The following is a 17,684-nucleotide window of genomic DNA, read 5'->3' as shown; positions in this document are numbered from 1 at the left end:
ATGACACTGAAAGTTGGTTTTATTGGCCTGGGCATCATGGGTAAACCAATGAGTAAAAACCTCATTAAAGCCGGTTATTCCCTGGTGGTTGCCGACCGCAATGCTGAGGTAATTGCTGAAGTTGTTGAGGCTGGCGCCAGTACCGCCGCTAACCCGAAAGAGATCGCCCAGCAGTGTGACGTCATCATCACCATGCTGCCGAACTCTCCGCACGTCAAAGACGTCGCGCTGGGTGAAAACGGCATTATTGAAGGCGCGAAGCCGGGCACTGTAGTGATTGATATGAGCTCCATCGCCCCGCTGGCAAGCCGTGAAATCAGCGACGCGCTGAAAGCCAAAGGCATCGACATGCTGGACGCACCGGTGAGCGGCGGCGAACCGAAAGCCATCGACGGCACTCTGTCGGTGATGGTTGGCGGCGATAAAGCTATTTTCGACAAGTACTACGATCTGCTGAAAGCGATGGCGGGCTCCGTGGTGCATACCGGTGAAATCGGCGCGGGTAACGTGACCAAATTGGCAAACCAGGTCATTGTGGCGCTGAACATCGCGGCGATGTCCGAAGCGCTGACCCTGGCAACCAAAGCGGGTGTTAATCCTGATCTGGTTTACCAGGCTATCCGTGGCGGCCTGGCAGGCAGTACCGTATTGGACGCGAAAGCGCCGATGGTGATGGATCGCAATTTCAAACCGGGTTTCCGTATCGATCTGCATATTAAAGATCTGGCTAACGCGCTGGACACCTCTCACGGCGTGGGCGCGCAGTTGCCGCTGACCGCTGCGGTCATGGAAATGATGCAGGCGCTGCGTGCCGATGGTCATGGCAACGACGACCATAGCGCGCTGGCGTGCTACTACGAAAAACTGGCGAAGATCGAAGTCACCCGGTAATAAAACAGGGCGCGGGGACGCGCCCCTGGTTTCACGCCCCGCACGGCAAGAAGGGCTTAATAATGATGAAAATTGTAATAGCACCAGACTCTTATAAAGAAAGCCTTCCTGCTGCTGAGGTAGCCCAGGCCATCGAAAAAGGATTTCGGGAAATTTTCCCTGACGCTCAGTATGTTCGCGTACCGGTTGCCGATGGCGGCGAAGGGACCGTGGATGCCATGATTTCGGCGACTGACGGCAGCAAAATTACCACTCAGGTGACCGGTCCCATGGGTGAACGCGTGAATGCCAGTTGGGGTATTTCGGGCGATAAAACGACTGCTTTTATTGAAATGGCGGAAGCCAGCGGGCTTTCGCTGGTGCCACTGAACTTACGCAACCCGCTGATTACCACTTCGCGTGGAACCGGCGAGTTGATTCTGCACGCGCTGGATAACGGGGCGCGCAATATTATTATCGGCATTGGCGGCAGTGCCACCAATGACGGCGGCGCAGGCATGGTGCAGGCGCTGGGCGCAAAGCTGACGGATGCGACCGGTAAAGAGATCGGCCACGGCGGCGGCAGTTTGATGGCGCTGAACAGTATTGATATTTCCGGGCTCGATCCGCGTCTTGCCGAATGCTCGATTCGCGTTGCCTGCGACGTGACCAATCCCCTGGTCGGCGAGACGGGCGCATCGCGGATTTTTGGCCCGCAGAAGGGCGCGACAGAAGCGATGATCGTCGAGCTTGATCGCAATCTCGGCCATTTTGCCGATGTGATCAAAAAATCGCTGCGTGTAGACGTTAAAGCGGTGCCGGGTGCGGGCGCGGCAGGCGGGATGGGTGCGGCGCTGATGGCGTTCCTGAACGCGGAGTTGCGCAGCGGCATTGAGATTGTCACCGAAGCGCTCAACCTCGAAGAACATATTCACGACTGTACATTGGTAGTAACGGGCGAAGGGCGCATCGACAGCCAAAGTATTCACGGCAAAGTGCCGGTAGGCGTGGCGAATGTGGCGATGAAGTACCACAAGCCCGTTATCGGTATTGCAGGTAGCCTGACGCCGGACGTCGGCGTGGTGCATCAGTACGGCATCGACGCGGTATTCAGTGTGCTGACCAGCATTGGGTCGCTGGAAGAGGCGTTAAAGAATGCGTTTGAAAATATCTATCGTGCATCGCGCAACATCGCGGCGACGCTGAATGTCGGGATGCATACCGCGCCTTAAGGCGTGACAGACAGGCGCAAACCCTCTATACTCCGCGCCGAAGCTGACCAGACAGTCGCCGCTTCGTCGTCGTCCTCTTTCGGGGGGAGACGGGCGGAGGGGAGGAAAGTCCGGGCTCCATAGGGCAGGGTGCCAGGTAACGCCTGGGGGGGAAACCCACGACCAGTGCAACAGAGAGCAAACCGCCGATGGCCCGCGCAAGCGGGATCAGGTAAGGGTGAAAGGGTGCGGTAAGAGCGCACCGCGCGACTGGTAACAGTTCGCGGCACGGTAAACTCCACCCGGAGCAAGGCCAAATAGGGGTTCACAAGGTACGGCCCGTACTGAACCCGGGTAGGCTGCTTGAGCCAGTGAGCGATTGCTGGCCTAGATGAATGACTGTCCACGACAGAACCCGGCTTATCGGTCAGCTTCACACATTAGAAACCCCGCTTCGGCGGGGTTTTGCTTTTTCTAAAGCATGGAAAGATGAATGACTGTCCACGACACTTTCTATGAAAAGGACGCGGCTTATCGGTCAGCTTCATACATTAGAAACCCCGCTTCGGCGGGGTTTTGCTTTTTCTAAAGCATGGAAAGATGAATGACTGTCCACGACACTCTCTATGAAAAGGACGCGGCTTATCGGTCAGCTTCATACATCAGAAACCCCGCTTCGGCGGGGTTTTGCTTTATAAGCATCCCACTACACTGTCCATTTTTACAGGACGGCGCATCCGACCTTGACCAATGACAAAGCGGGTTAGATCTTCGCCTCTTTATAATCAGGCCCGTTTGTCTTCACTATGGTCACCATCATGGCTTATCAACTGAATCTTAACTGGCCCGAGTTTTTAGAGAAATACTGGCAGAAACAACCTGTGGTGTTGAAAAATGCCTTTCCAAATTTTGTCGATCCGATTACTCCGGACGAACTGGCAGGGCTGGCGATGGAACCCGAAGTGGATAGCCGCCTGGTCAGCCATAAAAATGGTCAATGGCAGGCCGCCAACGGGCCTTTCGAGGATTTCGATAACTTAGGCGAGACCGGCTGGTCGCTACTGGCCCAGGCCGTAAACCACTGGCATATGCCGTCCGCAGAACTGGTTAAGCCGTTCCGCATACTGCCCGACTGGCGTCTGGACGATCTGATGATCTCGTTTTCCGTGCCGGGCGGCGGCGTTGGTCCGCATATCGATCAGTATGATGTATTTATCATTCAGGGCATGGGCAGCCGTCGCTGGCGCGTGGGCGATAAACTGCCAATGCGCCAGTTCTGCCCACACCCGGCGCTGCTGCACGTCGATCCTTTCCCACCGATCATCGATGAAGATCTTGAACCGGGCGATATTCTTTACATCCCGCCGGGATTTCCGCACGACGGTTTCACGCATCAAACTGCGCTCAACTACTCCGTCGGTTTCCGTGGGCCGAATGGCCGCGACTTGATCAGCAGCTTTGCCGATTATGCGCTGGAAAACGATCTGGGCGGTGAGCATTATAGCGATCCAGATTTAACCTGCCGGGAACACCCGGGCCGCGTTGAAGAATACGAGCTGGATCGTCTGCGCGAGATGATGATCGCCATGATCAAACAGCCGGAAGATTTCAAACAGTGGTTTGGCCGCTTTGCCACCACGCCGCGCCACGAGCTGGATATCGCCCCGGCAGAGCCGCCGTACGAGGCGGATGAAGTGCTTGGCGCGTTAATGGATGGTGAGATGCTGACACGGCTCAGCGGGCTGCGGGTGCTGCATATTGGCGACAGCTTCTTTATCAACAGCGAAAAGCTGGAGACGGTCGAGCCGCAGGCAGCCGATGCGCTGTGCCGCTATACCACCCTCGGTAAACAACAGTTTGGCGCGGCGCTGGATAATCCGGCGTTCGTGGATGAGTTAACCGCGCTGATTAACCAGGGTTACTGGTATTTCGACGAGTAAGGCAGAGATAAAAAACCCCGCTTTGGCGGGGTTTTGAATTTTACAGTTCTTCATGCTCAAGCCGCTGTTCGGCATCGCTGACAATCGCTTCAAGTTCGGTCAGCATCTCTTCATAGCCCCATTCTTGAGGTGTTGAAGGCGCAGCGGTCGTAGCCTGCTCTTTTAGCGCAGCGGATTGCTTCGCTTTTCCTTTGTTTTTTTTCATATCATCCTTCCCGGACAGTCCTCACACCGGCAAATCTATCAGTAATGCCCGCAGCGGTGAATCTGCGACCAGCGTTACGTTAGCTTCGTCACGAATAAACGCGCCATCGCCACAGGTGAGGATCTGTTTCTCATCGCTATGGGATACCGCATGTACGGTGCCGTGGATCGATTGCAGATAGGCACGTGGCCCATGAAGCTGGAACGACAGGCGCTCACCCTCACAGAGTTCGATATGGTGTAGCCAGACCTGCTGGCGCAACTGCAAACTGTTGTTGCTACCATCCGGCGTCGCTAGCAGTTGGGTCGCCTGGGGCAGAATTTCAATTTTTTGGATCAGCGTGTTTTCCCGCTCCGGGCAGGCGTCCAGCCAGAGCTGCATCCGCGTCAGCGGCTGGTCTTTGCTGAGGTTGTGCTCGCTATAGCTGACGCCCGGCTGGGTGGACAGCAGCAGCGCTTCTCCAGTGGAGGCGCGAACGTGGTTGCCCTCGCTGTCACGATATTCCGCCTCGCCTTCCAGAATGATATTCAGAATATCGACCTTCGGGAACGTACGCGGTTGGAAGGACGCGCCCGGTGCCAGAACCTCCTGGTTAAGCACCCGCAGGGAGGCATAACCCAGTAATTTGGGATCGAAATAGTGCCCAAAGGAGAAGGTGTAGCGAGCTTGCAGCCAACCATAGTCAGCTTGCCCGCACTGTTTGGCTGTTCTCGTCGTAATCATAATTCTTGACCTCTCTTTACCAGCTTTTATGTTAAGGCTCTGGACGCTGCATTGTTAGCCAGTTAATCTGCTGGGTATGTTCAAATTTCCTGAATGAGCACTGATGGCTAAAGAAAGAGCACTGACGCTTGAAGCGTTACGCGTCATGGACGCAATCGACCGGCGCGGCAGTTTTGCCGCCGCAGCGGATGAACTGGGGCGAGTTCCCTCCGCGCTCAGCTACACCATGCAGAAGCTGGAAGAGGAGCTGGACGTGGTGCTTTTTGACCGCTCCGGGCACCGCACCAAATTCACCAATGTGGGGCGTATGCTGCTGGAGCGCGGGCGCGTACTGCTGGAAGCCGCCGATAAGCTCACCACCGATGCCGAAGCGCTGGCGCGCGGCTGGGAGACCCATCTCACCCTCGTCACCGAGGCGCTGGTGCCCACCTCCGCGCTGTTTCCGCTAGTGGATAAACTGGCTGATAAAGCCAATACCCAGCTTTCCATTATTACTGAAGTTCTGGCGGGTGCCTGGGAGCGGCTGGAGCAGGGTCGCGCCGATATCGTTATCGCGCCGGATATGCACTTCCGTTCATCCTCTGAAATCAACTCCCGCAAGCTCTACAGCCTGATGAACGTTTACGTCGCCGCGCCGGATCACCCGATCCATCAGGAGCCGGAGCCGCTTTCTGAAGTGACGCGCGTGAAATACCGCGGCGTGGCGGTGGCGGATACCGCCCGCGAGCGCCCGGTGTTAACGGTGCAACTGTTGGATAAGCAGCCGCGTTTGACGGTCAGTTCTATCGAAGATAAAAGAAACGCGCTGCTGGCGGGAATGGGCGTGGCGACCATGCCGTATCCGCTGGTTGAAAAAGATATCGCGGAAGGGCGGTTGCGCGTAGTAAGCCCGGAATCGACCCATGAAATCGACATCATTATGGCCTGGCGCCGTGACAGTATGGGGGAGGCGAAAGCCTGGTGTCTGCGCGAGATCCCCAAACTGTTCGCCCACCTGCGTAACTAACTGATGAAAATGGCCGCACTGCGGCCATTAGATTTCGCGAATCGGATCGGGGCCGAAACGGTTTTCACCCGGCGTGCCGCGCTGGCAGTTGAAGATGAAAATCACGACCCAGCCGATAACCGGGATTAACAGCAGCAGTAACCACCATGCGGAGCGGTCGGTGTCGTGCAAACGGCGGAACTGCACCGCCCACCAGGGCAGGAACACCAACAGCCCGTAAATACCCGCCAGATATCCCTGGCCGCTGGCCGTTTGCCAACCGAGAATACTGTCCACAATGCTCAATACGGTTGTTAAAATGACGTTGACCAGCACGAACATCCAGTATTCCTTGCGACGCGCGCGGCCACCAAAACCCACATAGTTACGAATAACTTTAAAATACCAATCCATTTGTTCTGCGCCTCTTTCAGCAATAATCACTTGTTTTGTAAGCGATCACTTCAAGAATAGACGTGAATGAATGAGTGGTAAATATTCTCCGGGTCAATAGAAAGGCATCCCGAAGGATGCCATGAAGTCTTAGCGGAAGCGCTCATCGCGCCCGTGGGGCTCGCTTAAGTCCTGCTCCGGCCCGATAGAAATAATCCCGGTGGGGTTAATCGTCTTATGGCTGCGGTAGTAATGATTGCGGATATGGGCCAAATTGACCGTTTCGGCGATGCCTGGCATCTGGTAAATATCACGCAGGAATCCGTACAGGTTCAGGTAATCGCTGATGCGGTATTTATCGCATTTAAAGTGGGTCACATATACCGGATCGAAGCGCACTAACGTGGTCCACAAGCGAATATCGGCTTCGGTAAGCTGGTTGCCGGTCAGGTAACGATGGCGGCCTAAAATCTGCTCCAGCCGTTCCAGATGGCTAAAGACATTCTCCACCGCCTCATCGTACGCCTGCTGGCTGGTGGCGAACCCGGCTTTATACACGCCGTTATTCACGTTGTCGTAAATCCAGCCGTTCAGCTCATCGATTTTCTCGCGCAGCTCCGGCGGATAGTAGTCGCCGGCACGTGCGCCGTGGGCGTCGAAGGCGCTGTTCAGCATGCGGATAATCTCCGCCGACTCGTTGCTGACGATGGTTTCATTTTTCTTGTCCCACAACACCGGCACCGTCACGCGGCCTGAGTAGTGTGGATCGGCATGGAGATAAAGCTGATATAAGAACTTATGATCGTAAAGCGTATCGCCCGTCGCATCCGGGAAGTCTTTTCCAAACGTCCAGCCATTTTCCAGCATCAGCGGATGTACAACGGAGACGGAAATAAACGACTCCAGCCCTTTTAAACTGCGCATGATAAGCGTGCGGTGCGCCCAGGGGCAGGCGAGGGAAACATAAAGATGGTAACGATCTTTCTCTGTGGCGAAACCGCCTTTGCCGTTCTGGCCCGGCTCGCCATCGGCAGTCAGCCAGTTGCGGAACGCGGATTCTGAACGCTTGAAACGTCCGCCCGTTGAGGCTGTGTCATACCAGGTATCCTGCCAGACGCCGTCAACCAGTTGTCCCATTTTGCTCCTCCTCGGAATGGAAAAAGCGAGGAACAACCCTCGCTTTTTTTTAATTCAGTATAGTTGGCTTACCACTTTTTATTCAGCACACGGTCGATGCTGATAGCGCCAGGACCTGTGATGGTCAGCAGCAGGAAGCCGCCAGCAATGGTCAGATTTTTCATAAACATCAGAGAATTCACGCCTTCGGCAAAGTTGCTATGGAACAGGAATGCCGTTAGCAGCGTAAATACCGCAGTGATAATTGCAGTGGTACGGGTCAGGAAGCCAAACAGAATTGCCAGACCACCGCCAAACTCAAGCAGGATCACCAGCGGCAGCATAAAGCCCGGAACGCCCATCGCTTCCATGTATTGCTGGGTGCCAGCGTACCCGGAGATTTTGCCCCAGCCAGCGGTAATAAACAGGACTGGCATCAGGATACGTGCCATTAAAATTCCAATATCTTCAAATTTTTTCATTATATGCTCCGGGATTGCAGTGCGCGGTTACCTGGCGGTAAAGCGTCATTATTTCGCAGTTTCCACTGCTTAGTGGGCTTCGCTGTTGATAGGAAGGATAGTAAGTGCAGCTGGTGAGGATTGTTAGCGAGAAAATCTGCCAAAAATATTCAAAAATTTTGATGATGAAAAAATCTATAAATCAAAGCAAATTGAATAGCGAAGATGAGTTTTTTTATAATTCTTAAAGGCGTTATTTAAATATATTCATTTTATATATTCATTTTTGACAAATATAATCACTGAGAATCAAATCGCATTTGATAAGTAAACAAATGCCTTATATAAAATTGTCTATAAATGGACAGTCAATTCCATTCTTATTGATAGATTGTAACTATAAGATCCAACACCTTGTTCGTTATAAATGAACAACGCTTTAAAGAAAGATAAAAATTAAGAATAAATTAAAGTGTAAGGATTTTTTAAATCTGCATGTAGCGGGGATAATTTGATGAATTAATTCTTATTAATACAATATTGGATTAATTTTCAATCAGTATAAGTGCATCAATGAAAGGTGGATAAATGTTTAAGTTTGGACGCTGATTGTTGGTGCATGTGATAGGAGCGGTGATATTAAATCATCACTATCGATCGTTAATGATTATCCAGATAACGAATCAACTAAATGTTAAGTTTATTACTTATTATTTAACATTTTTGTTAATGCTTATCGTTTTATGAGTGTTATTAACAGTAGTTATGAACTTAATGAGATGTTTTTTTACTGGAGATAAATAAATGAAAAAGGCGCTTTTAGCATTGGTTCTGGCGGGTGTAATGGGTAATGCAATGGCAGCTAATACTGCCGATTTGACAGTAAAAGGCGTACTAGTCAAAGCTGCATGCTCACCAACTCTCGATAAAAATGAAGTCAGCTTTGGCAACATTCCGGTAGGTAACCTGGATAAAACAAACACCAACCAACTGGGCTCAAAAGACGTTACTCTGACCATTACCTGCGATAACGCCATGGTAATGGGTTGGACTACCCTGGACGGCCATGCCGATTCCCTACAATCTCTGACGCTGACCAAAGCAGCAGCAGATAATAGTGACGTCACTGAAGCCACTACCGAATACGGCCTGGGTAAAGCGGGCGATGTAAAAATCGGTTCCTACTCAATCGTGGCGAAAACCACTGGCGTAACCTATGACGGCACAGCGGGCGACCTGCTGGAAGTGGATAACGTGGGTCATGGTAATACTACCGTATGGACGAAAAGCACCAAAGGCGTAACCAAGCCAAGTATTCGTACCTTTACCGCGGGTGTTACCGGTGAGACTGCGCCGAAAGCCTTTAAAGTAGGTGTATTCCCGCTGAAAGTCACCGCTGCGGTGCAGGGTACCGATACGCTGAAAATCACCGAAGACACCAATCTGGACGGTCTGGCGACGATTTCCCTGAGCTATATCTAAATGAGTGGTCGGCAATAGAATAACGTCGCGGCCAGTGGTCGCGACTGTTTATTTATTGTAAGCGCATTCATGAAACTTGTGAAAATAAGGTTGCACTTTGGCGTGTTGTGGCCGCTCAGTTATTTCATATCTCTACCATCGAAGCATTGTGCTTTGTAACGTCAAAATAAGGAAAAAGACATGGGTATGTTAAAAAAAATCTTATATTTCGTTGGTATATATGTAATTACATGAGGAGTCTATTTTAACGCCTCATCGTTCCGCCGTTAATAAAGGTTGATAATATGTTTAAAAAATCCGTGGCTTGTCTTTTTAGTTTTGTTGTTATGGCTGGCAGTGCCTTTGCCAGCGATAGCGCAGATTTAAAAATTTCTGCGCTTTTTGAAGCTGGGGCATGCACACCTTCCCTAAGCAACGGCGGAGAAGTTAATTTCGGTCATATCCCGCTAGGTAATTTAAATAAAACCTCAACAAATCAGTTAGGTTCGCGTTTTTTAACCTTGACCATCGCGTGCATAGAAGTCACGCCGGTTGGTTGGGCGGTAACAGATAATAAAAAAGAAAGTATCCAGACATTAAAAATTAAGACACCGAAATATAACAATGAAGATCTTAGTGACGTTAACTATGAGTTTGGCCTTGGTAAAACCGCTGCGGGTGTTAAATTAGGAGCATACGCCATTTATACCGATATAAATAACGTGATGGCGGATGGCATTAAAGTCGACGTAATGTTTCGCACTGGTAGTGGAAGTTGGAGCAAATCTGGCGCGGGTGAAGTGAAAAATGATCCCACCTTTACATTGGCTACCACGATGTTGGTATCAGGTAGTTATTCACCCGTTGCCGCTAAAACCTTTAGCTGGCCTTTAAAGGTGACAGCAGCCATTCAGGACACCAATACGTTAAGCATTGGCGACAGTACCGCACTGGATGGTTCCTCAACGATTTCATTGTTTTATCTGTAAACATATATGGGAAGGATGAGTTACCTTTAATAATTCATATTAATTATAAATTTACTAAATACATCATTCAGCAACGGGCGATGGTGTCTGAACCGCTATTTGATAATTATAGAGGCAAGCCAGAAGTGGCGCTTAGCTAACATTATTGAAAAGGTAAAATATGAAACTCAAGAAAAGTGCATTCTTATTAGCGATGGCAGTTATCGGATTTAGCCATAGCATGGTTTCGCTGGCGGCAGGCATGGTGCCGGAAACCTCTCTGCTAATTATTAATGAGGCGGACGAAGGCGGCAGCATTAATATAAAAAATACCGATCCTAAAGCTGCGCTGCTTTACACCAACGTGGTCGATCTTGCCGATGATAAAGGCATCCATTTGATGGTGACGCAGCCGGTGGTACGTGTCGAGGCCGGTCAGACCCAGCATTTACGTTTTATTATGAAAGCCGACGCGCCATTAACGGTTGAGCATCTTAAGCGTGTCACCTTTGAAGGCATCCCTCAGAAAATGCCGGGTAAAAATAAGGTCGGCTTTAATATTCGCCAGGATATTCCGGTATTGATTCATCCGGCAAGTTTACCGGTAGTGAAAGACGCGTGGACATTACTGAACTGGAGCGCTTCGGGTTCGCAGATCACTGTGAAAAACCCCAGCCCGTATGTGGTTCGTCTTGCGTCGCAGGTTGAATTACTGCCGTCCCATGTTAGGGCTGAATTGTCTAAAACCTATATTCTGCCGGGAGAAACGTTAACTGCAAAAATCGAGAAAGGGGTTGCTGGAAACTCTCAAATTAAATTTACTCCTGCCAGTCGTTATGGAATTCAGGTGGAGAGCTATACCGCATCGTTAGCGGCTCAGTAATATATCATCTCTGGGATAAAAATGAATAATCGCATTAAGCGGATCTCTTCGCTGATCGGTCTTTGCCTGGCTCCAGTGGCGCTTTCCAGTTTTCCAGCGTTTAGCCAGGACGCGCGATTTGATATGGATATTCTAAAAACTCGTGGGCTGGATGCTTCGCTTGGCGATTATTTTGCAGATGCTTCTAAATTTATGCCTGGTCGGCAGCCCGTTTCCTTGATGGTCAACGGCAATGAAAAGGGGCAGGTGACGGCGCGCTTCGGTAAAGAAGGCGAATTGTGTGTGGATCAGGCATTTTTGCAACGTGCGGGATTGCACGTTCCTTTTGCATTACGCGTTGAGAAACCGGATGAAACCGAATGCTACGACTATAAAAAGGATTATCCGACAACAACGGTGACCGCGCTGCCCGGCGAGGAGAAGCTTTCTCTCGTTGTGCCGCAAGACGCCTTAACCAACGATGTCATTTTACCAGCGGACGTCAATCATGGCGGTACTGCCGGGCTGCTCAACTATTCATTGATCTCGTCTCAGTCCAGTTATAGCGGGTCTACCAGCCGCTACGATCAGCTGGCGCTGGAAGATGGCATCAACGTTCATGACTGGTTGCTACGCAGCCGTCAGATGATGACGCGGATGGATGGCGAGACCAACAGCGACGGGCTTTACACCTACGTGCAGCATACCTTCGAAGGCATTAAGTCTCAGATGCAGGCGGGACAGATCAACATCAGTAATACGCTTTTTTCCGGCGCGGCGATTAACGGGGTGCAGTTTTTCCCGGAAAGCGGCCTGGTGGACAATGGCGGTAGCGGCGTTACCGTCACGGGTATCGCCAGCTCGCCTCAGGCGCGCGTCGAAGTGAAACAAGCGGGGCGTCTGGTTTATTCCACCCTGGTGCCTGCCGGACCCTTTACCCTTGAGAACGTGCCGGTTTCAAGTCTTAGCCTTGCGCTGGATGTGACGGTCATTGAGACCGATGGCTCACAAAGCCGTTACACCATACCGGCGGATGCGTTGCGAGGTAATCATCTTTCCGCGCCGCAAGGGTTATCTGTGGCGATGGGGCGTACCCAGGATAAAGGTGACGATGGCAGGCAGCCCTGGTTAGCGACCTTCTCTGACGGTTGGGGTGTTCGCCCCGGACTGAACCTGAGCGCAGGCGCGATGGTGGCTGACGACTATGAAGCAGTTGCCACCCAGGCGGATATCCAGCCCTTCAGCAATACCGTCATCTCTGCCGCCCTACGCGGCTCTCGTGATGCGTACGGCGATAATCAGGGTTATAGCGGCAACATCAATCTCAGCGTAAGCGCGGCGAAAAACCTGGCATTTTCTGTCTCCGCTACCCGCTACTCAACGGGGTACCGCGAACTTACCGATACGCTTGACGATGATTTTACGCAGTACACCGGGCAGTACAGCGCAAATGCCTCCTGGAGTAATCCAACGGCAGGGGCGCTCTCACTGGGTTATAGCGTGAGCCAGGGCGCTGAAGGAAGTGATAGTTCACGTTACATCATCGCCTCATGGGGTAAGACGTTCCACTGGGCTTCAGTATCGGTGAACTGGCAGCGGCTGCTTAATCCGTCCGATGACAGCGATTACCGAAACAACGCGAATTATGGCGACATGTTGTATGTCAACGTGTCGGTGCCGTTTGGCAACCAGCGCGTAATGGGTTACATGCGTAAAACCGGAGACGAAATGCACAGTGGGGTAAGCACGTCCGGGAACATTGGACGTAACACCTATTACAACGTTTCTACTGAGCATGATAACCAGGACAATCAAAATAGTTTTGATGGTGCCATCAATAGTAACTTGCATTACACGCAGCTAGGGCTAAGCGCCGGGGTTCAGGGTTCGGACAGCCGCAACAGCAGCGTGACGCTGAACGGCGGCGTGGTAGCGCACAAAAATGGCGTGACCTTCTCACCCTATGCCGTACAGGATACCTATGCCATTGCTAACATCGGCGATCACGTGAGTGGCGTAGAGATTTCCACGCCAGATGGTACGGTATGGACCGACCACTGGGGCCAGGCGGTTGTACCGTCGCTGCCTGCTTACAAAGCGGCACGCGTTGAAATGAATACCGACACATTGCCTAAAAATATCGACGTTGATAACGGGATTTCCGTGATGGCGGCAGGGCATGGTTCCGTGAGTAACGTGAGCTTTAGCGTGCTTAATGTACGCCGTGTGATGCTCAACGTCACAATGGCGAACGGAAGTCCGTTGCCGAAAAACGCTGCGTTGCTTGATGAAGAAGGCAACTACGTCACGACAGCGGTAGATGATGGGCTGGTGTTCCTGAACGACGCGGATCAGATCAAAGCGCTGTATATGGCGAACGACGAAGGCCAGCGACAGTGTCGCATCGACTATCAACTGGCGGAAAAACGCAACCTTAACGAAATCTATGAACAAACCAAAGGGGTATGTCAGTGAAACGATATCTAACCGGTCTGGCGCTGATGCTGCTGTTTAGCGGCCTTGCACAGGCGCAATGCCAGTTATCACTGTCACGCGCGGAAATTAACTACGGCAAAGTGCACGACAGCGACTACAGCGGGCAGCATAAACGCTGGAAAACACTGAATGACAGAGACGTACAGTTAACTGCTATCTGCGATGCCCCAGCAAAAATGGCGATTTTTGTCCATGGTGGAGATCAGGATGAGGGGTTCCGTTTTGGCTCTGACAGTGTGGTGCTGGTGGCAGCGTCCAGCGCCACGTTAGATGGTAAACAAGTCATGATCGGCAAAACAATCAGTCATAGCCCTTTTGCGCTTAATGGCAACGCCAGCGATAAAAGGCTGTTGAGGGATAATGAAGGAATTGTACCGGTCAGCGGTGAGCAAATCCTTGAAGGACAACAATTTTCCGTAATGTTAACGGTGCGTCCAGCACTAAGTGACCGTGATACACAAGTCAATGACAAAAGCAAAGCGGAAAGCAATCTGCATTTTAATGTGGAAATGGAGTAGCCACTACATTGATTGTAATTGGCTCGTGCGATTTTTATTTAAGCAAAAAGATGAATGCGCAATTATTAAACATATTCGTTTTATGCGCGTCAACGAGCATCGGCAATGCAGACGACGCTGTTGATTTAACAGTTACCGGGAAGCTAAATTACGGCGCGTACGCTCCAACATAAGCAATGGCGGCATTGGTGATTTTGGTCATATTCCGCTTGGTAATTTAAGTGAAAATGAAAAAATCATTCAGGAAATAGGGCGAAAAATTTTATGATGACAGATGGGATAAATATCGATATATACACTGTGTCAGTAAATATAGCCCATTTAAAAAGTGAAGGCGTTAAGGTTGATTTGTTAAAAAAGGATTTAAACTATACCTTCGCGAAATATATGAAAGGTTTATTTAATCCCGCTGAAGAGCGATTTCTTGCCACCGTAACTGAACGGCAGGTTACTCTTTTAACAGCAAAAGTGACTAAATATCCATTACGGCTAATTGCAGTAAATAAAGTACCGATACACTTGCGATTACCGACCAGTCTAACTTTGATGATTCGGTCATGATTTCTCTTGATTATATTTAAATAACTATATGATACTTTTTTAACTAATTTATATGGGGAATATTAATCTGCTGAATGTTTGGTGCTTGAAACCGGGCAAACTAATCTGTCACAAGTGTCTCGTGCTTGAGCATACCGCCATTGCTCAGCGAGTAGTATAGGTAAGTTAAATGCAGTGCAACTAAAGCGATCAATATTTATATGCAAAAACGAAGGGGTTACTAAATTTATAGCCGCTTTCTCCTTTAACCTTGACTTACGGAAATGATATGAAAAAGAAACTGTTAGGAATGATAATGTTATGTGCATTATCGAGTGGTGCTTATGCCGGTAATAGTGTTGATTTAAAAGTCACCGGGAAACTTATGAATGGCTCGTGTACACCATCATTGGAAAATGACGGTGTGGTCGATTTTGGTCATATTGCTTTGGGGAATTTAAGTAAAACCGAAACAAATCAGTTGGGACATAAGACACAGACGTTAACGGTAACGTGTACTACTGAGATGATGGTAGGGCTTAAGGCTATTGATAACCGTACTGACTCGGAGATCCCAACGGGTATGATCATGGATATTAACCCTGATGGCTTTGATCATGACATTTCAACAGATGCTATGGGATTAGGTAAAACTGCGGCAGGAGTAAATATTGGTGCCTATATGATAGCGATTGATGAAAACAATGTCATGAGTGATGGCGTGAAAGCTGATCTGATAAGAAGCGATCACGGAGCGGCATTCACGCGTTATTCATATGGTATTCTTAATTGGGCCGATGAGCGTACCCTTTCTGCTGCGGCGGTAGGTGAGCTCACCCCTAAAGCGGCAAAAGTCACAGTATATCCATTATGGGTGACCGCAATAATACAAGGGACTGATACATTAGCACTCACTGATAATACTAATTTAGACGGTTCTGCTACTATTTCTCTGGTTTATCTCTAAGTTAAAGTAATAAGAGCAGGTATAATGTTACTACCTGCTCTTATTATGAACGATGTTAGCGCGCCTGATCCTTTACCGTATTCTTCAGCAGCTTCCACGCACTCCATGCGGCAAACCCACGTTTCCCCCAGCGCAGCAGGAAATTCGGATTTTTGATGGTCCAGATTGCGCCAACGCTACTGCCGACCAGTAACCATGAACGCAGGCCCAATAACGTATGCCAGCCGCGATCGTAGGAGCCGGTGACCTCAAGCCAGTCGCGTCGGCTCGACGCGAGGTCGAGCCGCTGCTGGTGGACCTGGGTTATCAACATGGCTTTGCGCAATTCGCGTTCAGCCTTGTTCATGACTTATCCTCCTCCAGTAAATCACGATCGTTGGCCAGTTCTTTGCGTGTGTGGCGCAGCAGGGTGGATTTACGCGCTTTTCGCAACGTCATCAAGCCCCCAATCAGCGCCAGCACCAGTAACACAGCGGTTGTCGCAATCATGGCGTTCAGACGGTATTGCGGATCGATAGCCCAGATAATCAGTACCATCAGGCTCATCAACCCAAATGCCGCGAACAGCATGGTCATGCCGAGCATCAGAAGAATTTGAACCAGGTTCGCTTTTTCTTCTTCCAGCTCGACTACCGCCAGGCGCACACGCGTTTCCACCATTTCGACAATAATGGTGATAATGCGCTGTCCGATGCCGAGAACGCCTTTACCCGGCCCTTGAGGTTGACGATACTCTGCCATATTAACGACGCGACAGAAGTACGCCCAGTACGACACCGACTGCCGCACCAATACCTACGCCAGTCCATGGATTGTCACGAACGTAATCGTCGGCACGTGCCGCCGCTACGCGGGTTTGTTCTGCGATGGCGTCGCCGGTTTCGCCCAGGCGATAACGGCTCTCTTTCAGCGCGCGTTCGGCTTTGCCACGTAATTTGCTCAACTCTTCTTTCGATTTGTCGCTGGATGAGCTCAACACTTCTTCAAGCGTATCAGCCAGCGACTTCAACTCTGCGCGCAAATGATCGGTATTATCTTTTGACATAGTTCTTCTCTCCAGTGAGTGAGGTTAACGCTCAGTAATCGCGAGCCTTCAAAGCCTTTAAATCCTGTTCAGCTTCTTTCAGTTTCCGCTCGCGTTTAGAAATCTTTTCTCGGTCGCCGCTTTGCTGCGCTTCATGTAATTCAGCGCGACGTTCAGAAATCTCAGCTTGTTGTTCGGAAATTTTCTGCTGATGCTTAGCGCGTAAATCGCTGTCGGAACAGTTAGCGCGAACCTCACTTAACGCTTTGTTCAGACCCTTGATGCGATTTTGATTGTTATGCTTTTCGGCATAGCTAATTTCTCGAAGGATTTCCTGTTCCTTCTCCTGGCATAACGAGGCGGCTTGCGCAGCGGTCGTTGAGAAAAGGATACATGCCAGGATAGTGCGGTATTTCATTGATAAACCTTCCATTGTGATGCAGCAAAACGCTGCATGTTCCAGATTATTAACGGCGCGGGTGGAGTGGATTGCGCTTACTAAGCATAGTAAGTAATAACGCAAACCCCAAAGAAACTGAAAAGATTCAGAATCCTGGAAGTCTTAACCTAAGTGGCGGGATTCGCTACGAAGACGGGATAACCAGCTGGAGGCCAGGTTGTCTTCTTCCTGTTGTGCGATGCTAAAGCCATGCGGCAGCGAGCGGTAAAGCACCTCTTTGGCGGCTTCGCTCTGCGCGCTGGAATCGAATTTAATCAACAGGATATCGTCCTGGGGCGTAATGCTTTTGAAGCGGATGCCGTTGGCATCAAGATGGTGCCAGACGGAAAAGCCGTCTGGAATGGCGACGCCCTGCGCCGTGGCGCGGATTTCCAGCGTCGACTCGGTATTGCGCAGCGCGGAAAGCGCCACGCAGAGTGAGATCAGCGCCAGGACTCCACCTGTAGCAAAGGTGAGCCTGGTCCACCGTTTTTGTCGCATCCTT

At 50.5% G+C, this 17,684-nt stretch carries 21 protein-coding genes and 1 other RNA gene; 12 read left to right on the top strand and 10 right to left on the bottom strand.

What is annotated here, in order from left to right; translation table 11 throughout:
- The 4 genes from garR to ACVV26_RS19260 all read left to right on the top strand — a co-directional run bounded on the left by garR (position 1) and on the right by ACVV26_RS19260 (position 4,021).
- The gene (gene garR / locus ACVV26_RS19275) at positions 1-891 is read left to right on the top strand and encodes a 2-hydroxy-3-oxopropionate reductase (protein ID WP_312985155.1); all 891 of its coding nucleotides are present in this window, start codon (positions 1-3) and stop codon (positions 889-891) included.
- Positions 892-956: 65 nt separating this feature from the next.
- Positions 957-2,102, top strand: a complete 1,146-nt coding sequence (gene garK, locus ACVV26_RS19270) for a glycerate 2-kinase (RefSeq protein WP_312985223.1) — start codon at positions 957-959, stop codon at positions 2,100-2,102.
- A gap of 39 nt (positions 2,103-2,141) precedes the next feature.
- Positions 2,142-2,520: RNase P RNA component class A (gene rnpB / locus ACVV26_RS19265), an RNA gene on the top strand.
- Between the two features lie 379 nt (positions 2,521-2,899).
- Positions 2,900-4,021 (top strand): ribosomal protein uL16 3-hydroxylase, encoded by a 1,122-nt coding sequence (locus ACVV26_RS19260; RefSeq protein WP_474798882.1) that lies wholly within the window; start codon positions 2,900-2,902, stop codon positions 4,019-4,021.
- 40 nt (positions 4,022-4,061) lie between these two features.
- Here ACVV26_RS19260 and ACVV26_RS19255 read toward each other — a convergent pair whose 3' ends face one another.
- Positions 4,062-4,226, bottom strand: coding sequence for a hypothetical protein (locus tag ACVV26_RS19255; RefSeq protein ID WP_474798880.1), 165 nt, complete (start codon positions 4,224-4,226; stop codon positions 4,062-4,064).
- A 21-nt stretch (positions 4,227-4,247) separates the two neighbouring features.
- Positions 4,248-4,949: a pirin family protein gene (locus ACVV26_RS19250; RefSeq protein ID WP_474798878.1), complete on the bottom strand. Its 702-nt coding sequence runs from the start codon at positions 4,947-4,949 to the stop codon at positions 4,248-4,250.
- A gap of 103 nt (positions 4,950-5,052) precedes the next feature.
- Between ACVV26_RS19250 and yhaJ the strand changes: the two genes are divergently transcribed.
- The gene (gene yhaJ, locus ACVV26_RS19245; RefSeq protein WP_312985569.1) at positions 5,053-5,955 is read left to right on the top strand and encodes a DNA-binding transcriptional regulator YhaJ; all 903 of its coding nucleotides are present in this window, start codon (positions 5,053-5,055) and stop codon (positions 5,953-5,955) included.
- 27 nt (positions 5,956-5,982) lie between these two features.
- Here yhaJ and ACVV26_RS19240 read toward each other — a convergent pair whose 3' ends face one another.
- The 3 genes from ACVV26_RS19240 to ACVV26_RS19230 all read right to left on the bottom strand — a co-directional run bounded on the left by ACVV26_RS19240 (position 5,983) and on the right by ACVV26_RS19230 (position 7,925).
- Entirely contained in the window at positions 5,983-6,348 is a 366-nt protein-coding gene (locus ACVV26_RS19240; protein WP_312985568.1) for a DUF805 domain-containing protein, read from the bottom strand.
- A gap of 129 nt (positions 6,349-6,477) precedes the next feature.
- Positions 6,478-7,464, bottom strand: a complete 987-nt coding sequence (locus tag ACVV26_RS19235) for a glutathione S-transferase family protein (RefSeq protein ID WP_474798876.1) — start codon at positions 7,462-7,464, stop codon at positions 6,478-6,480.
- A 68-nt stretch (positions 7,465-7,532) separates the two neighbouring features.
- Positions 7,533-7,925, bottom strand: a complete 393-nt coding sequence (locus ACVV26_RS19230; protein ID WP_474798874.1) for a DoxX family protein — start codon at positions 7,923-7,925, stop codon at positions 7,533-7,535.
- A gap of 783 nt (positions 7,926-8,708) precedes the next feature.
- Between ACVV26_RS19230 and ACVV26_RS19225 the strand changes: the two genes are divergently transcribed.
- The 7 genes from ACVV26_RS19225 (at position 8,709) to ACVV26_RS19195 (ending at position 15,716) form a co-directional block, all read left to right on the top strand.
- Entirely contained in the window at positions 8,709-9,386 is a 678-nt protein-coding gene (locus tag ACVV26_RS19225; protein WP_474798872.1) for a DUF1120 domain-containing protein, read from the top strand.
- A 284-nt stretch (positions 9,387-9,670) separates the two neighbouring features.
- Positions 9,671-10,354 (top strand): DUF1120 domain-containing protein, encoded by a 684-nt coding sequence (locus ACVV26_RS19220; protein ID WP_474798870.1) that lies wholly within the window; start codon positions 9,671-9,673, stop codon positions 10,352-10,354.
- Positions 10,355-10,514: 160 nt separating this feature from the next.
- A complete protein-coding gene (locus ACVV26_RS19215; protein ID WP_474798868.1) occupies positions 10,515-11,216 on the top strand; it encodes a fimbria/pilus chaperone family protein in 702 nt (233 codons plus the stop codon).
- 21 nt (positions 11,217-11,237) lie between these two features.
- On the top strand, positions 11,238-13,670 hold the full coding sequence (locus ACVV26_RS19210; RefSeq protein ID WP_474798866.1) for a fimbrial biogenesis usher protein: 2,433 nt from the start codon (positions 11,238-11,240) through the stop codon (positions 13,668-13,670).
- Positions 13,661-14,209: a DUF1120 domain-containing protein gene (locus ACVV26_RS19205; protein WP_474798864.1), complete on the top strand. Its 549-nt coding sequence runs from the start codon at positions 13,661-13,663 to the stop codon at positions 14,207-14,209. The genes ACVV26_RS19210 and ACVV26_RS19205 overlap by 10 nt, the downstream gene beginning before the upstream one ends.
- Positions 14,210-14,473: 264 nt before the next feature.
- Positions 14,474-14,770, top strand: a complete 297-nt coding sequence (locus ACVV26_RS19200; RefSeq protein WP_474798862.1) for a hypothetical protein — start codon at positions 14,474-14,476, stop codon at positions 14,768-14,770.
- Positions 14,771-15,038: 268 nt separating this feature from the next.
- Entirely contained in the window at positions 15,039-15,716 is a 678-nt protein-coding gene (locus ACVV26_RS19195; RefSeq protein WP_474798860.1) for a DUF1120 domain-containing protein, read from the top strand.
- A 55-nt stretch (positions 15,717-15,771) separates the two neighbouring features.
- On the opposite strand, the gene ACVV26_RS19190 is transcribed toward ACVV26_RS19195, so the two are convergent.
- The 5 genes from ACVV26_RS19190 to mzrA form a co-directional block, all read right to left on the bottom strand.
- The gene (locus tag ACVV26_RS19190) at positions 15,772-16,062 is read right to left on the bottom strand and encodes a YqjK-like family protein (protein ID WP_312985551.1); all 291 of its coding nucleotides are present in this window, start codon (positions 16,060-16,062) and stop codon (positions 15,772-15,774) included.
- Complete coding sequence (locus tag ACVV26_RS19185; RefSeq protein WP_002437598.1) at positions 16,059-16,457, bottom strand: phage holin family protein; 399 nt, start codon at positions 16,455-16,457, stop codon at positions 16,059-16,061. The genes ACVV26_RS19190 and ACVV26_RS19185 overlap by 4 nt, the downstream gene beginning before the upstream one ends.
- Before the next feature lies 1 nt (position 16,458).
- Entirely contained in the window at positions 16,459-16,761 is a 303-nt protein-coding gene (locus ACVV26_RS19180; protein WP_312985549.1) for an ElaB/YgaM/YqjD family protein, read from the bottom strand.
- Positions 16,762-16,792: 31 nt separating this feature from the next.
- A complete protein-coding gene (locus ACVV26_RS19175) occupies positions 16,793-17,158 on the bottom strand; it encodes a DUF1090 domain-containing protein (protein ID WP_312985547.1) in 366 nt (121 codons plus the stop codon).
- A gap of 144 nt (positions 17,159-17,302) precedes the next feature.
- Positions 17,303-17,680: an EnvZ/OmpR regulon moderator MzrA gene (gene mzrA, locus ACVV26_RS19170; protein WP_312985545.1), complete on the bottom strand. Its 378-nt coding sequence runs from the start codon at positions 17,678-17,680 to the stop codon at positions 17,303-17,305.
- Between the last annotated feature and the right edge of the window lie 4 nt (positions 17,681-17,684).

The organism is Atlantibacter sp. MEI4A-1023 (genome assembly GCF_056155425.1).
The sequence above is the reverse complement of the archived record's forward strand: the minus strand, read 5'-3'. Positions and strand labels throughout refer to the sequence as shown.